Origin of the sequence: Pseudomonas fluvialis (assembly GCF_002234375.1) — a bacterium.
In the GTDB taxonomy this organism is placed as follows: Bacteria; Pseudomonadota; Gammaproteobacteria; order Pseudomonadales; family Pseudomonadaceae; genus Aquipseudomonas; species Aquipseudomonas fluvialis.
This window is the reverse complement of the sequence record NZ_NMQV01000021.1, coordinates 18260-38839: the sequence shown is the minus strand read 5'-3', so window position 1 is coordinate 38839 and position 20580 is coordinate 18260. Positions and strand designations below refer to the sequence as shown.

Below are 20580 nucleotides of genomic sequence, written 5' to 3'. Positions count from 1 at the left end.
CACAGGCACAATAGGCTTCCACCCAGCCGTGAAGCGCCCGCCATGCCCCAGCTGACCACCGACCTTGATCTTGCCTGCGCCCGCCTGCGAGCCGGCGAGCTGCTCGCCCTGCCCACCGAAACCGTCTACGGCCTGGCCGCCGATGCACGCAACGAGGCAGCGGTAACCAAGGTCTACGCGCTCAAGGGGCGGCCACCGAGCAATCCGCTAATCGTCCACCTGGCTGATGCCAGCCAGGCCACGCAGTGGGCACAAGACATCAGTGCGCAGGCGCAGCGCCTGATGGAGGCGTTCTGGCCCGGCCCGCTAACCCTGGTGCTGCCGGCCCGCCCGGAGGTTTCCCGACTGGTGACTGCCGGACAGGACAGCGTGGCCCTGCGCGTGCCCGCCCATCCCCTGGCGCAGCGCCTGTTGCAGCAATTCGGCGACGGCCTGGTGGCCCCCTCGGCCAACCGCTACATGTCGATCAGCCCCAGCTGTGCCGAACACGTGGCCCAGCAGTTTGCCGACAGCGACCTGCTGATCCTCGATGGCGGCCCCTGCCAGGTTGGCCTGGAATCAACCATCGTCAGCCTGTTGCCCGATCAGCCCGCCTGCCTGCTGCGCGCCGGCATGCTCGGCCCCAGCACCTTGCAGGCCGTCCTGGAAAGCCCGCTGCAACTGGGCGCAGCCGGCGAACTACGCGTACCCGGCCAGCACCATCGGCACTACGCACCCGCCACACCCAGCCTGAGGTTCAGCCAGCCCCCCGCGCAGGCACTCACCGACCCGGCCTGCGCCTGGCTATGGTGCGGCCAGGCACAGCCCAGTGCCGGGCCGGCCATCGATCTCGGCAATGAGCCGCAAGCCTACGCCCGGCAGCTCTACGCTGCCCTCTACCGCCTGGATCGCCTCGGTGCGCAGCGCCTGCTGATCCAGCTGCCACCGGCCGGCGAAGCCTGGCAAGCCGTGCATGACCGCCTGGCACGCGCCGCGCAACCACTGCCGGACAACGACTAGCGTTACGCTTCCAGCGCCTCATAACGCTGCTGCAGTTCACGCCGGATATGCCGGCGCTGCTCGGCCTGGCGCCAGCGCCGGCGCTCTTCCGCGTTCTGCGGCTGCAGCGCGGGCACGGCCTGTGGCCGACCTTCGCCATCCACGGCCACCATGGTGAAAAAGCAGCTGTTGGTATGCCGTACGGAGCGCTGGTGGATGTTCTCGGTGATGACCTTGATGCCGATCTCCATGGAGCTGTGCCCGGTAAAGTTCACTGAAGCGAGAAAGGTCACCAGCTCGCCGACATGAATGGGCTGGCGAAAGATCACCTGATCCACCGACAAGGTCACCACGTAGCCCCCGGCGTAGCGGCTGGCGCAGGCATAGGCCACTTCGTCGAGGTACTTGAGCAGGGTACCGCCGTGCACGTTGCCGGAAAAATTGGCTTTGTCCGGTGTCATCAGCACGGTCATAGTCAGCTGGTTGTTGGCAAATTCCATGGATTCCCTCGGATGGCTGGATAGGCGCAAGACTAGGCCAGCCACCGAAAACGGCCAGCGACTCGGCTGCATGCAAGTTTGCGGCCGTATTCCACGGGATACGTCAAACCGTTACCTACCGCAGGCACGGCTGGCCACACGAGTCAGCCCATGCACCATCGCAGCGCAGGCGTGCGCCAATCCGGCAAGCTACGCGCTGCCGAGAGTAAAGACGCGGAGCGCGCTCACTGCCTGGCAAGTCCGTCAGGCGTGGACCAGATACCAGCGCCAATCCTGCTCGCCGACCTCGCTGACGAACTGGCGGAACTCTTCCCACTTGATCGCCAGGTAGATCCTCAGGAAGTCCTCGCCCAGCGCTTCCTTGGCCCAAGCCGACTGCTCCAGGGTGCGCAGCGCGGTCAGCCAGTCGGTCGGCAAGGTTTCGCGGGCCTGCTCGTAGCCGTTGCCGACGATGGCCTCGCCCGGATCGATCTGGTTTTTGATGCCGTGATGGATGCCGGCGAGGATCGCTGCGGCGGCCAGGTAGGGGTTGGCATCGGCGCCGCAGATGCGGTGCTCCACATGGCGGCTCTTGGCCGGGCCGCCGGGCACGCGGAACGACACGGTGCGGTTGTTCACCCCCCAGCTCTTGGCCAGCGGCGCGTAGCTGTTGGCCTGGAAGCGCCGGTAGGAGTTGGCATTGGGGCAGAAGATCGCCAGCGCATCGTTGAGCGTGGCCATCATGCCGCCGATGGCGTGCCTCAAGAGCGTGCCGGGCCCGCCTTCAAGGTCGGAAAGCTCCGAGGCCATCAGGTTGTTGCCTTCGGCGTCCGCCAGGCTGACGTGCATGTGCAGGCCGCTGCCGGCCAGGTCGCTGAACGGCTTGGCCATAAAGCAGGCGATCAGTCCGTGCTGGTTGGCCACGCCCTTGACCAGGCGCTTGTAGCGGATGCCCTCATCGACCGCCTGCAGGGCGTCGAAGCGGTGCTCCAGGGTCAGCTCCAGCTGGCCGGGGGCGTACTCGGAGATCGCCGTGCGCACCGGCAGGCCCTGGGCCTCGCAGGCGCGGTACAGGTCATCAAGGAAGGCCTGCTGCTGTTCCAGTTCCAGCACGCCATACACCTGCGGCGCCTGCGGGCGTACGCCGTTGGCCTGCACGGCCGGTTGCGGGCGGCCGTTGGCGTCGCGGTTCTTGTCCAGCAGGTAGAACTCCAGCTCCACCGCCATCACCGGGTGGTAGCCGTCGGCCTTGAGGCGCTCAATGGCGCGCGCCAGCACATGCCGCGGGTCGCCGGCGGCGGCCGGCGCGCCCTGGGTCGGGTGCATGCTCACCTGCACCTGGCCGGTGGGGTTGGCACGCCAGGTCTGCAGGGTCAGGCTGCCGGCGAGCGGGTAGGTCCAGCAGTCGGCATCGGCGACTTCCCAGACCAGGCCGCTTTCCTCGACGTCCTCGCCCTGGATGGTCAGCGAGAGGATGGAGCTGGGCAGCGGGCGGCCGTTTTCGTAGATCGCCAGCAGCTCGTCGCGGTGCAGCAGCTTGCCGCGCGGGATGCCGTTGGCGTCGATCAGCATCAGCTCGATCAGGCGCACCTCGGGGTGCTGGGCGAGGAAGTCGCGGGCTTCCTGGGGGTTGGCGAAGTGCATGCGATGATCCTTTGCGGCGGGGTTACAGGCGAGCGCCGGGTATGCCCAGCAGCTCGCCCAGAGCCTGTTCCAGGGTGTGCAGCAAACAGTCGACATCCGCCGCCGTGGTCTGCGGGCAGCACAGGGTCATGTTGTGGAACGGGGTGATGAGGATGCCCCGGTTGATCAGATAGAGATGCAGGGCCATCTGCAACTCGTCGTGGAAGGCCGCCTCGGCCTCAGCGCCGTTGCGCGGCGGCCGCGCGCAGAACTGGAACTCGCAGCGGGCGCCCAGTTCGGTCACCGACCAGGCCAGCGCATACTTGCGAATGACCTGACGCAAGCCCTCGGCCAGGCGCTGAGCCAACGGCAGCATGTGCTGGTAGGCCTCGACCGTCATCACCTGCTCAAGGTTGGCGCGCATGCAGTGCATGGCCAGGGCGTTGGCCGACAGGGTGGTGCCCATGCCGCTATGGCCGTGCCCCTGGCTGCCGGCACTGGCCCGCTGACGGGCCGCCTGCATGGCGCTGGCCATCTCCGCACTACAGCCATAGACCCCGCAGGGCACGCCACCGGCGATCGGCTTGCCGAGCACGAAAAAGTCCGGTTCAAGGTTCCACAAGCGAGTACAGCCACCGATATCGGTGGAGATGGTGTGGGTTTCGTCGATGATCAGCAATGCGCCATATTTACGCGTGAGTTCGCGGCACTTTTCCAGGAAGCCCGGATCGGGCAGGACCATGCCGATGTTGGTCATCGCCGGCTCGCAGAGCAGGGCGCACACGTCACCCTGGGCCAGTGCCGCCTCTAGTGCCGGAATATCGTTGAAGGGAATGGCCCGGCTGTACTCGGTCAGGTCATAGGCCTGGCCGATCAGCCCGCTGCGATGCTGGGTGCGCCCATCACGCTGGCGCACCATCACGTCATCGAGGGTGCCGTGATAACAGCCATCGAAGACCAGCAGGGTATTGCGCTGAGTAATCGCCCGCGCCCAGCGCAATACATAGCGGTTGGCGTCGGTGGCAGTGGCCGTGACCTGCCAGTAGGGCAGGCCAAAGCGCGCGGCGAGCAGCTCGCCACACACCAGGGCATCTTCGCCGGGCAGCATGGTGGTCAGGCCGTTGCCAGCCTGCTCGGCAAGGGCCTTGGCGACCGGCTCCGGCGAGTGGCCGAACATGCTGCCGGTGTCGCCCAGGCAGAAGTCGATGTACTCGTGGCCGTCGACATCATGGAAACGCGCCCCCTTGGCGCGCTCGACGAACAGCGGACAGGGCGTCGACCAGTCGGCCATCCAGTGCATCGGCACGCCGCCGAACAGCGATTGGCGAGCGCGCTCGGCCAACGCCTGCGAGCGCGGGTTGCGTTGCAGGAAGCGCGCCTGCTCGGCAGCGAAGAACTGCGCCACGGCCTGGCTGCTGATGCCACTGGAAGTCATGCCTGAACACCTCGTTCGTTTTTTCACACATCCTGATTTGTGATCACATAACTGTCAATCACGGCAAAAAAACTCTTTCAAGGTTATGATCCAGGCTTGCTTGTGATCACAGGGTCAATTCACATGTGCACTTTTTTATTGATCGCCAGCCCTGCGTCTGTGCCTTGGCAAGGCTGTTGACGAGCATGTCCGGCAACCTCCAGGAACAGCTCTACCAGCGACTGCGCGCGGATCTGTTGGCCGGCCGCTACCTACCCGGCCAGCGCCTGAAAATCCGCGACCTGGCCGCCGCCTGGGGCACCAGCCCCATGCCGGTGCGCGCCGCCCTGCAGCGGCTGGCGGCCGAAGGTGCGCTGGAGGGCGAGGCGCAGCGTTCACTGCATGTGCCGCAGATGGATGCCGAACGCTATCGGCACTTGCTGCAAGTACGCCTGAGTCTGGAAGGCCTGGCCGCCGAGGAGGGCGCCCGGCGCATGGATGCCGACACCCTGCAACAGCTGCAGCAGGCCAGCCAGGCCATGCAGGCAGCTCTCGACCAGCGCGACGTCCAGGCTTACCTGCAACACAACAGCCAGTTTCACCTGGGCCTCTACCGGGCTGCCGGCAACCCGCTGCTGCTGCGCCTGATCGAGTCGCTGTGGCTCCAGGTCGGACCGTTCTTCAACCAGCTGTTCACTGCCGCCGACCTATCGCTGCGCCTCAACGAGTTTCACCAGCAGTGCCTGCAGGCCATCCTCGCCGGGGATGCCCTGGCTGCCCGTGCCAGCATCGAACGCGACCTGAGCTTCTGCGGCCAGGCGCTGCTCAACCTGCTGGCGCTGGACAGTCAGCCCGCGAGCTGAATCACAGGCGGCTCAGTAGCCGCTCTCCAGCCAGACATCCCGGCACCAGTGCCACACGGTTTCCCAGGTTTCCTCAGCCAGCTCGCCGCTGGCCGCCTGCCACAGAAACACCTCACCCTCGGCATCCACCGCATAGTAGTCATCGCCGTCCTGGCACAGCGGCACCAGGTCGCGTGGCAGGCCGCGATCCCAGGCGACCGAGGCCACTTCCGGCAGGTAGGTATGGGCGTGCGGGTCGCTGGCGGTCACCGGCTCCAGGCGGCCATAGACCACATCACTGACCGTTAGCAGGTACTCGCGCAGGGCAAAGGGCAGGTGGATGAGGATCTGCTCCTGGACATCCACCAGCATCTCTTCATCCGGCAGTTCCAACGGCACCGGCACCGGTTCGTTGCGCTCTCGCAGTTCCTCGATGATCTCTTCCACGCTTCAGGCTCCTGGGCTAATGACGGAACAGGGGCGCTAGTGTGCGGTGGCGCCCGCCTTGCTTCAAACCTTATCCGCTGGCGCAATAATGGCATTCTGCTAGGGTCACAGACAGGCATGGCCTGAGCATGGGGGATGGGCGCATGAGTAGCAGCGACGACAGCGACGCGGAACAACAGCGCATCGACCTGCTGGAACAGGCCGCACGTCGTAACCGCCTGTTCCTGCTCGGGCTGAGCGCGCTGCTGGGCAGCCTGATGCTGGGCTCCGTGCTGTTCAACCTGATCCATCTACTCGGCGACAACAGCCAGGCCACGCTGCAGGCCCAGGCCCGACAGATCGCCAGTCTGGAAAAGCAGGTGCAGAGCCAGGCACAGCGCCTCGATGAGCAACAAACACTACTCGCCAGCCTGCAGGAAGCCCGCCTGCAACAGGTGTTCAGCCTGGCCGAGCACCCCGACAGCATTGCCCAGGTAGCGCAGGTGCTGCAGGCCCAGGAACGCGACTACCGACAAGCGCTGCAGGCCCTGAAGCGCGGCATGCGCGACCTGGCCAACATGCTGCCTGGCTCGCGCAGCTGGTTGAGCGACTACGAAGAAACCCTGCAGCAGACCCTGGAACACAGCCAGCAACGCAGCGAAAACCTCCTGCTGTGGGCCGAGCAGGCACGCCAGGCAGCCCTGTCGAAAAAATGAACAAGGCGCGCCAGGCCGCTCTGACCGTGGGCCAGCGGCAGGCACTGACAGCTTATCCACAGGGCTGTCCAGTCCCCCTGTGGACTACTCCATGCCGTAGGGGGCCTGGCTGTGCAGGGGCAACCCAGCCATCAACCGTGCGTCCAGCAAGGCATGATGGGGAATGGCTTGCGGATCGACACCCGCCAGCAACTGGGCGTCCTCGCGGCAGCCACGCACCGTGGCCGGCAAGCCGTCACGGCCCAGCAACTCGAGGAGCAGCGGCCAGTCCCAGGCCAACGCATCACTGACGATCTCTACCTCGCCCTGGCTTTGCAGAAAATCCACCAGCACCCCTCGCGCCTGCTCCAGGCTGTGCCCATTGCGCGCCAGATCCAGTTGCGGGAGCACGACCTGCTGGACGAATTCGCTGCAACCCTCAACTGTCCAGCCCTCGTTCAGCTCGATGTAGCACTCGTCACCCTGCGCACCCACCAGAGCCAGGCTGATCAGCCGGCGATCGAGACTGAGACAGGTGAACTCGGTATCCAGAAACAGGCTACGCATGGCACGACACCTCCGCATGATGGGCCTTTCTGCAACTGTAGCAGCGCACAATGCACAAGGCCCCGAACCAGTCGGGGCCTTGTCGGTAAGCCGGAGCGGGCGCGGATCAGCCGTTCTGGCGAATACCGGCGACCAGCCAGGGCTGGTTTTCACCCTGCAGACGCTCCAGGCGCCAGCTTTCGCTGAAGGCTTCGCCCTGGTCGAAACGCGAGGTCTTGGCCAGACCACTGAAGGTCAGGGTGGCAATGGTCTTGTCGGCCTGGTCATCCAGCCCATCGAACTGCACCTCCAGGTTGTCGATGTAGGTGGACTGGAAACCGTCGCCCAGGCTGGCACGCTCCTGCTGCAGGAAGCTGGTCATCTGCGGAGTGAAGAACTCGGCGATCTTCTCCATCTCGTTGGCATCCCAGTGCTGCTGCAGGGCCAGGAAATGCTCACGCCCCTGCTCGACGAAACGCTGCTGGTCGAACCAGGCCGGCAGGTTCTGCTGAACCGCGGGGCGGCTGCCGGTCGAGCCAAACAGCGGGGCGGCGCTCTCGCGGGCATAAGGCACGCCACCGGCCATGGCTGGTTGGGCCTGGCGACGGCGCGCAGCAATCAGCTTGAAGATGACAAAGGCAATCAGGCCGAAGATCAGGATGTCGAACAGCTGCATGCCCTCGAAGCCATCGCCCATGAACATGGAGGCCAGCAGACCGCCGGCGGCAATGCCGGCCAGCGGGCCGAGCCAGCGCGAAGCGCCACTGGCCGCCGCCGGGCGGGCCGCATTGGCGCTGTTGGCAGCGGCAGGCTGTTGTTGACGTTGCAGCGGCTGGGACTGGTGGCTGGGCGCCGAGCCGAAGCTCTTGCCGCCGCCGAGGCGCTTGGCATGGACATCCAGGCTCATGGTCAGGCCGATGCACAGGGCCAGGGCAAAACTGAAGAAGCGTTGCATGGTGGTCGCTCTTGGTGGGTGATTCTCGCGCGCTATCTTGCCGGGCATAGCAGCGCGGGGATAGCAGCAGACTGTTTCGGGATTTTATACCGGTCCGCGCCTATTCCCCAGGCTGTAACAGAGCGCCAGCAGCCCCGCATGTAAAGACCCCCATCGACAGGCGGCAGGCTTGGCATACCGGTCATCTATCGCTATGTTCTGCAAGATATAGCGCAGGCGCTTCGTCAAACAGCCGCCTCACCATCCATGCGTGGCGGCCCGTCAGCCAACCTTGCGGGTATCACTACCCATTAAGAGGTATACGGGCGTACGCCGGCTGCTGCAGCCGTTAGGCTGCGCACCTGTCCTGCCGAGGAGCATCGCGTATGCGCAGACCCGTCCGCCCTGTCTTGCTGGTCTTTGCCCTGAGCAGCAGCCTGCCCAGCTGGGCAGGCTCCCTGCAGGTGGCGGTAGCGGCGAACTTCACCGCACCGTTCCAGGCCTTGGCGCCGCTGTTCGAGCAGGCCACCGGCCACCAGGCGGTCGGCGCCTTTGCCGCTACCGGCCAGTTGTATGCGCAGATTCGCCACGGTGCCCCCTTCGAGGTGTTGCTGTCGGCAGACAGCAGCACGCCGCGCAGGCTGATCGAGGAAGGCGAGGGCGTGGCCGCTTCGCGTTTCACCTATGCCACCGGCAAGCTGGTGCTGTGGTCGGCCCAGCCGGACTACCTGGACGGCACGCCGGCCGCCCTGCACGCCGGGAAATTCCGTCATCTGGCCATCGCCAACCCGCAGACGGCGCCCTACGGCCTGGCGGCGCTGCAGACCCTGGAGCAGCTGGGCCTGCGTGAGCACCTGGCTGAACGCCTGGTGGAAGGCCAGAGCATCAGCCAGACCCAGCAGTTCATCGCCAGCGGCAATGCCGAGCTGGGTTTCATCGCCCTGGCGCAGGTCTACCGGGACGGGCGTATCAGCAGCGGTTCGGCCTGGCAGGTACCGGCCAACCTGCATACACCGCTCCACCAGGATGCCCTGCTGCTCAACAGGGGCCGTGACAATCCCGCCGCCCAGGCCTGGCTGGACTTCCTGCAAAGCCCGCAAGCCGCCGAGGTGATTCGCGCCTTCGGCTACGACCTGGCGGATTGAAGCCCGCATGCCGCTGACCCAGAACGACTTCGCGGCGATTGGCCTGAGCCTGCAACTGGCCAGCCTGACCACTCTGCTGCTCCTGCTACTAGGCACCCCGCTGGCCTGGTGGCTGGCACACAGCCGTCGACGCTGGAGCAAGCGCCTGGTCAGTGCCCTGGTAGCCTTGCCGCTGGTGCTGCCGCCTACCGTGCTGGGTTTCTACCTGCTGGTGCTGCTCGGCCCGCACGGCTGGATTGGCCAGCTCACGCAAAGCCTCGGCCTGGGCACGCTGACCTTCAGTTTCAGCGGCCTGCTGATCGGTGCGGCGCTCTGCTCGCTGCCGTTTGTCGTGCAGCCGCTGCAAAACGCCTTCGAGGCGATCGGCCGCGCCCCGCTGGAAGCCGCCGCCACCCTGCGCGCCTCGCCACTGGACAGCTTCTTCACAGTGGTCGTGCCGCTGGCCCGGCCAGGCTTCCTGACCGCCGCCACGCTGAGTTTTGCGCATACCCTGGGCGAGTTTGGCGTGGTGCTGATGATCGGCGGCAACATCCCCGGCAAGACCCAGGTGGTGGCCATCCAGATCTACAACCACGTGGAAGGCATGCACTACGCCCAGGCGCACTGGCTGGCCGGCGGCATGCTGCTGTTTTCCTTCCTGATCCTGCTGTTGCTGTATGCCGGGCGACAGAACCGCCAGGGCTGGAGCTGATGAGCATGCACGACCCGGCGCAGATCCAGGCGCGTTTCGTCCTGCAACATCCGGGCTTTTGCCTGGATATCGACCTGCAACTGCCCGGACGCGGTATCACCGCACTGTTCGGCCACTCCGGCTCGGGCAAGACCAGTTGCCTGCGCTGCGTCGCCGGGCTGGAACAGGCCGGCACCGGCTACCTGGCGGTCAACGGCGACTGCTGGCAGGACAGCGCGCGTGGCCTGTTCGTGCCCACCTACCGCCGGCCGATCGGCTATGTGTTCCAGGAAGCCAACCTGTTTGCCCACCTCGACGTGCGCGACAACCTGCTCTACGGCAGCCGGCGCATTCCCCGTGCGGCGCGTCAGGTCGCCCTGCAGCAGGCCGTCGACCTACTCGGTATCGGCCACCTGCTGCAGCGCCTGCCGGGACGTCTGTCCGGCGGCGAACGACAGCGCGTCGGTATCGCCCGCGCCCTGCTGACCAGTCCGCGCCTGCTGCTGATGGACGAACCACTGGCCTCGCTGGACCTGCAGCGCCGCCAGGAAGTCATGCCCTACCTGGAGCGCCTGCAGCGCGAGCTGGACATCCCGCTACTGTATGTCAGCCACGCCCCGGACGAGGTGGCGCGCCTGGCCGATCACCTGGTCGTGCTGGAGGAGGGCCGCGTACGCGCCTGCGGGCCGTTGCAGGAAACCCTGCTGCGCCATGACCTGCCGATGTTCCAAGAGGAGGATGCACAGGCCGTGCTGCACGGCCTGGCCGGCGCATTCGATGAGCACTACGGCCTGCAGGCGGTGCAGCTGGATGAACAGAGCCGGCTGCTGCAGCCGGCGCGTCAGGCGGTCGCGCCCGGCACCCCGCTACGCCTCAAGGTGCGCGCCCGCGATGTCGGCCTGAGCCTGGCCCAGGTGCAGCACAGCAGCCTGCTCAACCACCTGGCGGTGCGCGTCTGCGACTGGCAGGAGGTGCCGCAACTGAGCTACGTGCAGGTGCGCCTGCAACTGCCGGGCGGCCAGCAGTTGCTGGCACGCATCACCCGCTATTCCTTCGACCAGCTGGGCATCCACAGCGGCCAGGCGCTGTGGGCACAGCTCAAGTCGGTGTCACTACTCAACGGTTGACGGCCGGCGCTTCCCGCCAGTTGTACAGCTGCTGCTCGCTGAGTGCGTGCATGACCGCCGCCTGGCGCTGGAAGTCCTGCATCGACTGCCAGATACGCCCGTGCAGTTCATCCTGCCCGGCCAGCTCGCCGAGCAGGGCCATGGACTGCTCGCGCAGCGCTACCAGTACCTCGTCGGGGAAGCGCCGCAGCTGCACACCAGCCGCCTGCAGTTCGCCGAGGGCGCGCGCGTTGTTGTACACATAGTCGCTCTGCATGTGCTGGTTGGCGGCCGCCGCGGCTTCCTCGACGATGGCCCGCAGGTCCTCCGGCAAGCCGGCCAGGGCCTGTTCGTTGACCAGCAGCTCGATGGTCGCCTGCGGCTCCTGCCAGCCCGGGTAGTAGTAATAGCGCGCCGCCTTGTGCAGGCCGAAGGCCAGGTCGTTGTACGGGCTGACCCAGTCGCTGGCATCGATGGCCCCGGTCTGCAGGGCGGTAAATACCTCGCCACCGGGCAGGTTGACCGGGGTCGCGCCCAGTCGACCGAGGACTTCGCCACCCAGCCCGGGCATGCGGATCTTCAGGCCCTTGAGGTCATCCAGCTGGTTGATTTCCTTGTTGAACCAGCCACCCATCTGCATGGTCGAGTTGCCCACCAGCAAAGGCCGTACACCATAGGGCGCATAGGCTTCCTGCCAGAGTGCCAGACCGCCGCCATGGGTAACCCAAGCGTTCATTTCCAGGGTCGACAGGCCGAATGGCACGGCGGTGAAGAACTGCGCGGCCGGCACCTTGCCTTTCCAGTAGTAGGCAGCGCCATGGCCCAGTTCGGCAGTGCCGCGGGACACCGCATCGAACACTTCCAGTGCCGGCACCAGCTCACCGGCGGCATACACCTTGATCTTCAGGCGGCCACCGCTCATCGCCTCGACCCGCTGGGCAAAGCGCTCAGCGGCGGTACCCAGGCCGGGATAGTTCTTCGGCCAGGCGGTAACCATCTTCCAGGTTTGCGGCGCGGGCGCGGGGCTGGCTTGCGCCGCTGCGCTGTCTTGTGGCTCCTGGCAGCCAAACAGGGCCAGGCTGCCGGCCAGCAGGGCGGCGGTGAACAGGGAGCGTCGTTGCATGGGCGGACTCCAGGTGAAGGGTGGGCGGCGGGCGATGATAACGGCCGCCACGTCTGATGACCTAGCGGCAAACGGGGAGACAGGCTACAGGGGCTGCAGCTTGGCGTAGCTGAGCATCAGCCACTTGCTGCCTTCATGGTCGAAGTTGACCTGCACCCGAGCCTGCGCGCCACTGCCCTCGAAGTTGAGGATCACCCCCTCGCCGAACAGCGCATGCTGCACACGCTGGCCCAGGCTGAAACCGGTTTGCGGCACCTCGGCGCCGGCAAAAAGACTGTTGCCGAAACCACTCTGGCTGCTGCCGCTGAACGGCCGGCTGACACTGCCGGACAGGCGCACCTCGCGCAGCAACTGGGCGGGCACCTCACGTACGAAACGCGAGACCTTGTTGTAGGTTTCACTGCCGTACAGGCGGCGGGTTTCCGCGTAGGTCATTACCAGGCGCTGCATGGCGCGGGTAATGCCGACATAGGCCAGGCGCCGTTCCTCTTCCAGGCGCCCCGGCTCCTCCAGGCTCATCTTGTGCGGGAACAGTCCTTCTTCCATGCCGACCAGGAAGACCAGGGGAAACTCCAGGCCTTTGGCACTGTGCAGGGTCATCAGCTGCACGCTGTCCTCGAACTCCTCGGCCTGGGTATCGCCGGCTTCCAGCGCCGCATGGTCGAGGAAAGCGGCCAGCGGCGACAGCTCGTCCTCGGCAGTCTCGAAGGTGCGCGCGGCACTCACCAGCTCCTGCAGGTTCTCCACGCGGGCCTGGCCTTTCTCGCCCTTTTCCGCCTTGTGGTAGTCGATCAGCCCGCTGCGCTCGATCACCGTCTGCGCCAGCAGGTGCAGGGGCAGGTCAGTGACCCGCTCCTGCAGCTCGTCGATCAATGCACAGAAGCCGGCCAGCGCGCTGGCCGCACGCCCCGGCAGGGCCTTGGCGGCCAGTTGCTGCTGGATACTGCGCCACAGCGAGGTGCCCTGCTGGCGGGCCACTTCGCGCAGGCCTTCGACGGTTTTCTCGCCAATCCCGCGGGCCGGCAGGTTGATCACCCGCTCCAGCGCGGCATCGTCATCGCGCAGACGGATCAGCCGCAGGTAGGCCAGGGCATTCTTGATCTCGGCGCGCTCGAAAAAGCGCTGGCCGCCATAGATACGGTAGGGAATGCGTTCGCGCAGCAGCGCTTCCTCAAGCACCCGCGACTGCGCGTTGGAGCGGTAGAGGATGGCCATGTCGCTGCGCCTGAGGCCGTCCTTGCGCAAGGCCTCCTCGATGCACTCGACCACGTAGCGCGCTTCGTCATACTCGTTGAAGCCAGCAAACAGGCTGATCGGCTCGCCGTCCTGGCCCTCCGTCCACAGCTCCTTGCCCAAACGCCCCTGGTTATTGGCAATCAGTGCGTTGGCGGCCTGCAGGATGGTGCCGGTGGAGCGGTAGTTCTGCTCCAGGCGGATACTCTGCGCATCGGCGAAGTCATCGGCGAACTGCTGGATATTCTCGATACGCGCACCACGCCAGCCATAGATCGACTGGTCATCGTCGCCGACCACCATGAGGCTCGCGCCCCCCTGGGCCAGCAGACGCAGCCAGGCATACTGCACCGCGTTGGTATCCTGGAACTCGTCCACCAGGATGTGCCGGAAACGCTGCTGGTAGTGCTGCAGCAGGCCGGGATGGTTGCGCCACAGTTCCAGCGCACGCAGCAGCAGCTCGGCGAAGTCCACTGCCCCGGCGCGCGCGCAGGCGGCTTCGTAGGCTTCATAGATGTTGCGCAGGGTGGCGAGGAAATGATCACCACTGGCCTGGATATTCTGCGGGCGCAGGCCTTCGTCCTTCTGCCCGTTGATGAACCATTGTGCCTGGCGGGCCGGCCAGCGCTGCTCGTCCAGGCCCAGCTCGCGGATCACCCGCTTGACCAGGCGCTGCTGGTCATCGCTGTCGAGGATCTGGAAATTCTCCGCCAACCCCGCCTCACGCCAGTGCGCGCGCAACAGCCGATGGGCCAGGCCATGGAAGGTCCCTACCCACATGCCCTGCGGGCTGATGCCCAGCAGTTGCTCGATGCGCTGGCGCATTTCCGCCGCCGCCTTGTTGGTAAAGGTGACCGACAGGATGCTGTGCGGCGAAGCGCCTTCGACCTGGATCAGCCAGGCGATACGGTGCACCAGCACGCGGGTCTTGCCGGAACCGGCGCCGGCCAGTACGCGCTGGCGTCCCAGTGGAGCGGCGACCGCCTGGCGTTGGGCCTCGTTGAGGGCGTTGAGCAGATGGGAGATGTCGTCATGCATGGCCGGCATTCTATCGGGTTGCCCGGCACTTGTCGTTTCGCTGCTGTTTGGCGCCCGGGCAAATTCCTGTATACAGTCGCTCACAACGCTTGCCGCCGCAGGCCAGAGCACTTTTCTTGTACATGACCCTTGGGTCAGCGCAGGTGCTTGGGTATGCTCGGTTGCATCTGGCGAACAACTATAAAAAGAGCGCCCATGACTGCAGTGCCACCTTCCGCGTCTTCCACGCCGGCTGCCCGTCCGCCGACGCAGGACATTGCCCTCGAACGCACCCGCTTGCTCTACCAGGGTTCGCAAACCCCCACCTTGCTCATGCTGCTGGTTGGCCTGGCCTGCACCGGCCTGCTGTGGAGCCCCGGCAACAGTCCATGGCTGGCCAGCTGGCTGGTCAGCCTGGTGGTTATCGCCCTGCTACGTCTGCAACAGGTGTACGCCTTCAACCGCGCCAGCCCGCCGCTACAGGCCCAGCCGCGCTGGCGGCAACGCTTCCTGCTCGGTGCCGCCGCCAGCGGCCTGAGCCTGGCCTGCGCGGTGGTGTTCTTCCTGCCGGTGGACAACCCCCTGCAACAGGCCCTGCTGTTCGGCCTGATTGCCACCGCCATCCTCAGCTCGTGCACGGCCTACGCGGTCAGCAAGACCGCCTTCCTGGCCTTCACCCTGCCGTGCATGCTGCCCAGCACCACCTTCCTGTTGCTCAGCGACAACCCGGCCCTGCGCAGCTGGGGCCTGCTGTGCCTGATCTTTGGTCTGGGCCTGCTGGTCACCGGCCTGCAGGTCAACCGCCTGCTCACTGGCAACCTGCTGCGCCGCCTGCACAACCTGGCGCTGATCGACAACCTCGGCCAGGCCAAGCTGCAGGCCGACCAGTTGAACAGCGAGCTGGCCCGCGAAGTGGAACAACGCCGGCATGCCGAACGCGAGTTGCGTGCCGCGCAGGCCGAGCTGGAAATGCGCGTTGCCCAGCGCACCCTGGAACTGGACGAAACTACCCATGCGCTGAGCAAGAGCGAGACCCGCCTGGCCCTGGCCCTGGAGGCCAGCCAGCTGGGCCTGTGGGACTGGGATCTGGTCAGCGACCAGGTGCACCACTCGCAGTTGCGCGAACTGTTCGGCCTGGACAGCCAGTCGGTCGCGGTACTGGCCGACCTCAAGCCGCGCCTGCACCCGGATGACCTGCCGACCTTGCGCCGCGCCCTGGTCGAGCACATGAAGGGGCGCAGCGACGGCTACGCCGTGGAATACCGTATCCGTCATGAAGATGGCCGCTGGCTGTGGATCGAAGACCGCGGCCGGGCCGTGGAGCGCGCCGCCGACGGTACGGTATTGCGGATGATCGGCACGCGCCGCGATATCACCGCACGCAAGCTGCGCGAGGAAGAGCAGCGCCTGGCGTCCACGGTGTTCGAAGCGGCCAGCGAAGGGATCATCATCCTCTCCGAGCAATACCGCATTCTGGCCATCAACCAGGCGTTCACCCAGGTCACCGGGCATCGTCGCGAAGAAGTGCTGGGCAGTAACGTGCTGCGCCTGATCGGCAGTGAAGAAGCCCGCCAGCAATACCAGCGCATTCGCCTGGAGCTGGAGCAGCAGGGCAGTTGGCAGGGTGAGCTGCTCGAACGACGCAAGAACGGTGAGCTGTACCCCCAGTGGCTACAGCTCAACGTGGTGCGCGACAACCGTGGCAAGGTCAGCCATATCGTCGGCTTTTTTGCCGACCTGACCACCCGACGCGAAGCCGAGGAACGCCTGCGCTTCCTCTCCCATTACGACGAACTGACCGGCCTGGCCAACCGCACCCTATTCAAGGAGCGCCTGGCCGAAGCCGCCGCCCAGAGCCGCGGCAGCAGTGACAGCCTGGCCCTGCTGCACATCGACCTGGACCGCTTCAAGCTGCTCAACGACACCCTCGGCCATGAGGTGGCCGACCAGTTGCTGCGCCAGATCAGCCGACGTATCAACCAGTGCATCCCCCAGGCGCTGTGCATTGCCCGCCTGTCCGGCGACGAATTCGCCGTACTGCTCGACCAGCACGGCGGACTGGCCAGCCTGGCCCGCCTGGCCAGTCGTCTACTCAGCAAGCTGCGCCTGCCCATGGAAATCGGCGGACACGAACTGATCATCAGCGCCTCGCTGGGCATCAGCCTGCTGCCGGACAACGCACCGGAGGTGCCGGCCCTGCTGGCCCAGGCCAACATGGCCATGCAGCATGCCAAGCACCTGGGCGGCAATACCTTCCAGTTCTACAACGACAGCCTGCAGGCCTGCACGGTCGAACGCCTGCAGCTGGAGAACCAGCTGCGCAAGGCCGTCGACGAAGGCCAGCTGGAGGTCTACTACCAACCCAAGCTGGACTTGCGCGACGGACAGATCCGCGCCGCCGAGGCGCTGGTGCGCTGGAACCACCCGCAACGCGGCCTGGTCCCGCCGGTAGAGTTCATCGGCCTGGCTGAGGAAAACGGACTGATCGTGCCGATCGGCGAATTTGTCCTGCAGCAGGCCTGCCAGCAGGCCCAGGCCTGGCGGCAGAGCGGACTGGCCGACATTCGCGTCTCGGTGAACCTCTCGGTCCATCAGCTGCGCCAGGGCAACCTGACCAGCCTGGTACGCCTGGCACTGGAGGAAAGCGGCCTGCCGCCGGCCTCACTGGAGCTGGAGCTGACCGAAAGCCAGCTGCTCGACAACGTGGAAAACGTCATTGCCATCTTCCACCAGTTGCGTGAACTGGGCGTCAAGCTGTCGATCGACGACTTCGGCACCGGCTATTCATCGCTGAGCTACCTCAAGCGCTTCCCGGCCGACTACGTGAAGATCGACCAGACCTTCATCCGCGACCTGTCCAGCGGTGGCGAAGATGCCGCCATCACCCGGGCGATCATCGCCATGGCGCATAGCATGGAGCTCAAGGTCGTCGCCGAAGGAGTGGAAACCCGCGAGCAGCTGGACTTCCTGCGCCAGCACAAGTGCGACGAAATCCAGGGCTACCTGATCAGCCGGCCGGTGCCGGCCGGCCAGTTCATCGAGACCCTGCACGCCCACCAGGCCAGCAGCGGCCACGCCTGAGCCGCTCAGTCACGCCAGCAGGGCTTGTCCAGTTCAGCCTGGCGCTCGGCAAAGCCGATACCGGCATCACCGAGCAGGCGTGGATCGAGCTGGGCCAGCTGACGCCGCGTGCGGGCATTCTGTCGCCAGCGCTGGCAGAGCGCCTGCAGGCGCAACAGGCCGGCCAACAACTGATCGCTGTGCCCGCGTGCAGGCGACACGGGCCATGAGGGTAGGCGGGCAAGGTATCTGGGCAGGTGCATGTGGCTCATCCTTGGCCGCTCGCGGCGGCCTCTCAGCGGTGCCTACAGCATCGCCGCCGCACGCCCTGCGCACCAGAGACAGACAACCTGCGTTGTATGGGTACAGCTGCGCCGCGCGGCGAACTGTACTGCCCGGCCGCGCCACAACTGTGCTGAGCGTTTAGTCGCGCAGGTGGCGCATCAACAGCGCATAGCTCAGGTCGATGTCCTGCGGTAGCGGCAGGTACAGGGTATGACCATCACCCGGGGCCACCTCGCTGGCTTCACCCGTGGCCTTCTGCAAGTGCTCCAGGGTGAAATGGATATTGCCCTGCGGGGTCATCAGTTCCAGGCGGTCGCCAACCGCGAAACGGTTCTTCACCTTGACCTCGGCCAGCTCGCCACGGCGCTCGCCGGTCAACTCGCCGACAAACTGCTGGCGATCGGATACTGAATTGCCGCGCTCGTAGTTCTGGTACTCGTCATGCACATGGCGACGCAGGAAACCTTCGGTATAGCCACGGTGGGCCAGCGATTCGAGGCTGTCCATCAGGCTCATGTCGAACGGCCGTCCGGCCACCGCATCGTCGATCGCCTTGCGGTACACCTGCGCGGTGCGTGCACAGTAGTAGTGGCTCTTGGTGCGCCCCTCGATCTTCAGCGAGTGCACGCCCATCTGTACCAGGCGCTCGACGTGCTGCACGGCACGCAGGTCCTTGGAGTTCATGATGTAAGTGCCGTGCTCGTCCTCGTAGGCAGACATGTACTCGCCCGGGCGACTGCTGTCTTCGAGGAGGAACACTTCCTTGGTCGGTGCTCCCACGCCCAGAGTTGGCTCGGCTGCCTGCACGGCAATCGGCTCGTAGACATGCACGATGTCGCCGACTTCGTTTTCCTTGGCCTCGTGGGTCTTGTATTCCCAACGGCAGGCGTTGGTACAGGTGCCCTGGTTGGGGTCGCGCTTGTTGATGTAGCCGGACAGCAGGCAGCGCCCGGAATAGGCCATGCACAGCGCACCGTGGACGAACACCTCCAGCTCCATGCCCGGCACTTTTTCGCGGATCTCGCCGATTTCCTCCAGCGACAGTTCGCGCGACAGGATGGCCCGGCTCAGCCCCTGGCGATGCCAGAACTCCACGCTGGCCCAGTTCACCGCGTTGGCCTGCACCGACAGGTGGATGGGCATGTGCGGGAAGTGCTCGCGTACCAGCATGATCAGCCCCGGGTCGGACATGATCAGCGCATCCGGGCCCATCGCCACCACTGGCTCAAGATCCTTGATGAAGGTCTTCAGCTTGGCGTTGTGCGGGGCGATGTTGACTACCACGTAGAACTGCTTGCCCTGCGCATGCGCCTCGCTGATCCCCAGCGCCAGGTTGGCATGGTCGAACTCGTTGTTGCGCACCCGCAGGCTATAGCGTGGCTGACCGGCATACACCGCGTCAGCGCCATAGGCGAAGGCATAGCGCATGTTTTTCAGGGTACCGGCAGGCGACAACAGCTCGGGCTTGAAGGAAGCAGGCATGGCAACACACTCGGGGGTATTTCGCAGGGCTGGCGATTCTACGGGAAAAACCCGAGTAAATCAGTCAGCAAGCGACCGACGCAACAGCCCCCCGGGCCATTGCGTCGCGCCAGCGGATTACAGGCGGAAACGCCCGACCATCTGGTTGAGCTGGGTGGCCAAGCGCGCCAGCTGGTCGCTGGCCGCCGAGGTCTGCTGCGCACCGCTGCTGCTCTGCTCGGAAATATCACGAATGGCCACCAGGTTGCGATCCACCTCGCGGGCCACCTGCGCCTGTTGCTCGGCGGCACTGGCAATCACCAGGTTCATTTCATTGATCTGGCTGATGCGCTGGGCGATCAGCGCCAGGGCTTCGTCCGCCTCGCTGGCCAGTTGCTGGCTGCGCCCGGCAAACTCACTGCTCTGTTGCATGGCACTGACCGACTCCTGGCTGGCGCTCTGGATAGCGCTGATCATGCGCTCGATTTCCTGGGTGGAGCTTTGTGTACGCTGGGCCAGCGCACGCACCTCGTCAGCCACCACGGCAAACCCACGCCCCTGGTCACCCGCGCGCGCTGCCTCGATGGCGGCATTCAGCGCCAGCAGGTTGGTCTGCTCGGCAATGGTGCGGATCACTTCGAGCACCTTGCCGATACCGATGGCTTCTTCAGCCAGGCGGCTGATGGTGGTCGAGGTGTTGTCCAGCTTGCCGGTGAGCTGCTCGATGGTGTCGCGGGTCACGCTGACCTGGCGACGCCCGGTGAGGGCGGTCTGCTCAGCCTCGCGGGACGAGTCGGACGTGTGGTTGGCATTGCGTGCCACTTCATCGACCGCCGCCGACATCTCGGTGACCGCGGTAGCGGCCATCTGGATCTCATCGTTCTGCCGGTGAATCCCCTGCGAGGTCTGCTCGGTAATCGCGTGCATCTCGTCAGCCGCCGAGGCCAGCTGGGTAGCCGAGCCCTGAATGCCAAGCAGGGTGTCGCGCAAGGCGACCTGCATCTGCTGCAGCGATTGCTGGACTTCGGTGATTTCGTCGGCGCCATGCACTCGCACATCCTGGCTCAGGTCACCTCCGGCAATCCGTGCAGCCACGGCCTTGAGCTGGTTGAGCGGCGCCGTCACGCTCTGGCTGAGCAACCAGGCGGTCAGCAGGGTGAGGATCAGCCCCACCAGCAACAGCACAGCAAAGGTCCACTGTGCCTGGTTGGCGCTGTCTTCGGCTTCCTCGCCGGCCCGTTGCGCGCCCTGGCGGTTATGCACGATGAGTTCGTCGAGCCCGGCGATCATGCTGTTGTAGGCCTGCAAGCTGGCCCCGACGCTGGCCAGGTCGGGGCTGCCCGAACGCAGGCTGACCACAACGGCCTGCAGGGCCTGCTCATAGGCACGGCTGAACTCCTGATAGCGGTTGAACAGCCGGCGATCCTCTACTTCTTCGGCGGTAATGGTCGCCTCGTACTGGCGATCAACCTGCTGGACCAGTCCCTTGAAGCGCTCGATCTCCTCGGCAAACAGATCCAGTTGATCAGGCATGGTCAGCGCC

18 protein-coding genes are annotated in these 20580 nt (G+C 65.6%); 7 read left to right on the top strand and 11 right to left on the bottom strand.

Annotation, left to right across the window (positions count from 1 at the left end; all coding sequences use genetic code 11):
* The first annotated feature begins 42 nt into the window (after positions 1–42).
* Positions 43–999: an L-threonylcarbamoyladenylate synthase gene (locus CFY91_RS11310; protein WP_093986479.1), complete on the top strand. Its 957-nt coding sequence runs from the start codon at positions 43–45 to the stop codon at positions 997–999.
* 2 nt (positions 1000–1001) lie between these two features.
* On the opposite strand, the gene CFY91_RS11305 is transcribed toward CFY91_RS11310, so the two are convergent.
* The 3 genes from CFY91_RS11305 to CFY91_RS11295 form a co-directional block, all read right to left on the bottom strand.
* The gene (locus CFY91_RS11305) at positions 1002–1478 is read right to left on the bottom strand and encodes an acyl-CoA thioesterase (protein ID WP_093986478.1); all 477 of its coding nucleotides are present in this window, start codon (positions 1476–1478) and stop codon (positions 1002–1004) included.
* Positions 1479–1721: 243 nt separating this feature from the next.
* Positions 1722–3101: a glutamine synthetase family protein gene (locus CFY91_RS11300; protein WP_093986477.1), complete on the bottom strand. Its 1380-nt coding sequence runs from the start codon at positions 3099–3101 to the stop codon at positions 1722–1724.
* Between the two features lie 22 nt (positions 3102–3123).
* The gene (locus CFY91_RS11295; protein WP_093986476.1) at positions 3124–4515 is read right to left on the bottom strand and encodes an aspartate aminotransferase family protein; all 1392 of its coding nucleotides are present in this window, start codon (positions 4513–4515) and stop codon (positions 3124–3126) included.
* A gap of 185 nt (positions 4516–4700) precedes the next feature.
* Here CFY91_RS11295 and CFY91_RS11290 point away from each other — a divergent pair, with 185 nt between their 5' ends.
* Positions 4701–5357, top strand: a complete 657-nt coding sequence (locus CFY91_RS11290; protein WP_093986475.1) for a GntR family transcriptional regulator — start codon at positions 4701–4703, stop codon at positions 5355–5357.
* 12 nt (positions 5358–5369) lie between these two features.
* Here CFY91_RS11290 and CFY91_RS11285 read toward each other — a convergent pair whose 3' ends face one another.
* Positions 5370–5783 (bottom strand): SMI1/KNR4 family protein, encoded by a 414-nt coding sequence (locus CFY91_RS11285; RefSeq protein WP_093986474.1) that lies wholly within the window; start codon positions 5781–5783, stop codon positions 5370–5372.
* 143 nt (positions 5784–5926) lie between these two features.
* Between CFY91_RS11285 and CFY91_RS11280 the strand changes: the two genes are divergently transcribed.
* On the top strand, positions 5927–6478 hold the full coding sequence (locus CFY91_RS11280) for a hypothetical protein (protein ID WP_093986473.1): 552 nt from the start codon (positions 5927–5929) through the stop codon (positions 6476–6478).
* A gap of 84 nt (positions 6479–6562) precedes the next feature.
* Here the strand turns inward: CFY91_RS11280 and CFY91_RS11275 are convergent, their stop codons facing one another.
* Entirely contained in the window at positions 6563–7024 is a 462-nt protein-coding gene (locus CFY91_RS11275) for a hypothetical protein (RefSeq protein ID WP_093986472.1), read from the bottom strand.
* Positions 7025–7130: 106 nt separating this feature from the next.
* Entirely contained in the window at positions 7131–7958 is an 828-nt protein-coding gene (locus CFY91_RS11270) for a Tim44 domain-containing protein (protein WP_093986471.1), read from the bottom strand.
* Positions 7959–8323: 365 nt separating this feature from the next.
* Between CFY91_RS11270 and modA the strand changes: the two genes are divergently transcribed.
* Genes modA through modC form a run of 3 tightly spaced genes read left to right on the top strand, consistent with a single transcriptional unit; the run spans position 8324 to position 10879 of the window.
* Positions 8324–9082, top strand: a complete 759-nt coding sequence (gene modA, locus CFY91_RS11265) for a molybdate ABC transporter substrate-binding protein (RefSeq protein ID WP_093986470.1) — start codon at positions 8324–8326, stop codon at positions 9080–9082.
* 7 nt (positions 9083–9089) lie between these two features.
* Complete coding sequence (gene modB / locus CFY91_RS11260) at positions 9090–9773, top strand: molybdate ABC transporter permease subunit (protein ID WP_093986469.1); 684 nt, start codon at positions 9090–9092, stop codon at positions 9771–9773.
* Positions 9773–10879, top strand: coding sequence for a molybdenum ABC transporter ATP-binding protein (gene modC / locus CFY91_RS11255; RefSeq protein ID WP_093986468.1), 1107 nt, complete (start codon positions 9773–9775; stop codon positions 10877–10879). Before modB ends, modC begins: the two co-directional genes overlap by 1 nt.
* Here the strand turns inward: modC and CFY91_RS11250 are convergent.
* Positions 10869–11981, bottom strand: coding sequence for a TRAP transporter substrate-binding protein (locus CFY91_RS11250; RefSeq protein WP_093986467.1), 1113 nt, complete (start codon positions 11979–11981; stop codon positions 10869–10871). The two genes, modC and CFY91_RS11250, sit on opposite strands and share 11 nt — an antisense overlap.
* 84 nt (positions 11982–12065) lie before the next feature.
* Entirely contained in the window at positions 12066–14252 is a 2187-nt protein-coding gene (gene uvrD / locus CFY91_RS11245) for a DNA helicase II (RefSeq protein WP_093986550.1), read from the bottom strand.
* 195 nt (positions 14253–14447) lie between these two features.
* Here uvrD and CFY91_RS11240 point away from each other — a divergent pair, with 195 nt between their 5' ends.
* Complete coding sequence (locus CFY91_RS11240; protein ID WP_093986466.1) at positions 14448–17312, top strand: putative bifunctional diguanylate cyclase/phosphodiesterase; 2865 nt, start codon at positions 14448–14450, stop codon at positions 17310–17312.
* A 5-nt stretch (positions 17313–17317) separates the two neighbouring features.
* On the opposite strand, the gene CFY91_RS11235 is transcribed toward CFY91_RS11240, so the two are convergent.
* The 3 genes from CFY91_RS11235 to CFY91_RS16435 form a co-directional block, all read right to left on the bottom strand.
* Positions 17318–17554, bottom strand: coding sequence for a DUF1127 domain-containing protein (locus tag CFY91_RS11235; protein ID WP_093986465.1), 237 nt, complete (start codon positions 17552–17554; stop codon positions 17318–17320).
* A gap of 160 nt (positions 17555–17714) precedes the next feature.
* Positions 17715–19058 (bottom strand): prephenate-dependent tRNA uridine(34) hydroxylase TrhP, encoded by a 1344-nt coding sequence (gene trhP / locus CFY91_RS11230; RefSeq protein WP_093986464.1) that lies wholly within the window; start codon positions 19056–19058, stop codon positions 17715–17717.
* Positions 19059–19175: 117 nt separating this feature from the next.
* Positions 19176–20222 carry a methyl-accepting chemotaxis protein gene (locus CFY91_RS16435; protein ID WP_371870519.1) on the bottom strand — a complete coding sequence of 349 codons (1047 nt, stop codon included), beginning with the start codon at positions 20220–20222 and terminating at the stop codon, positions 19176–19178.
* Positions 20223–20580: the final 358 nt, after the last annotated feature.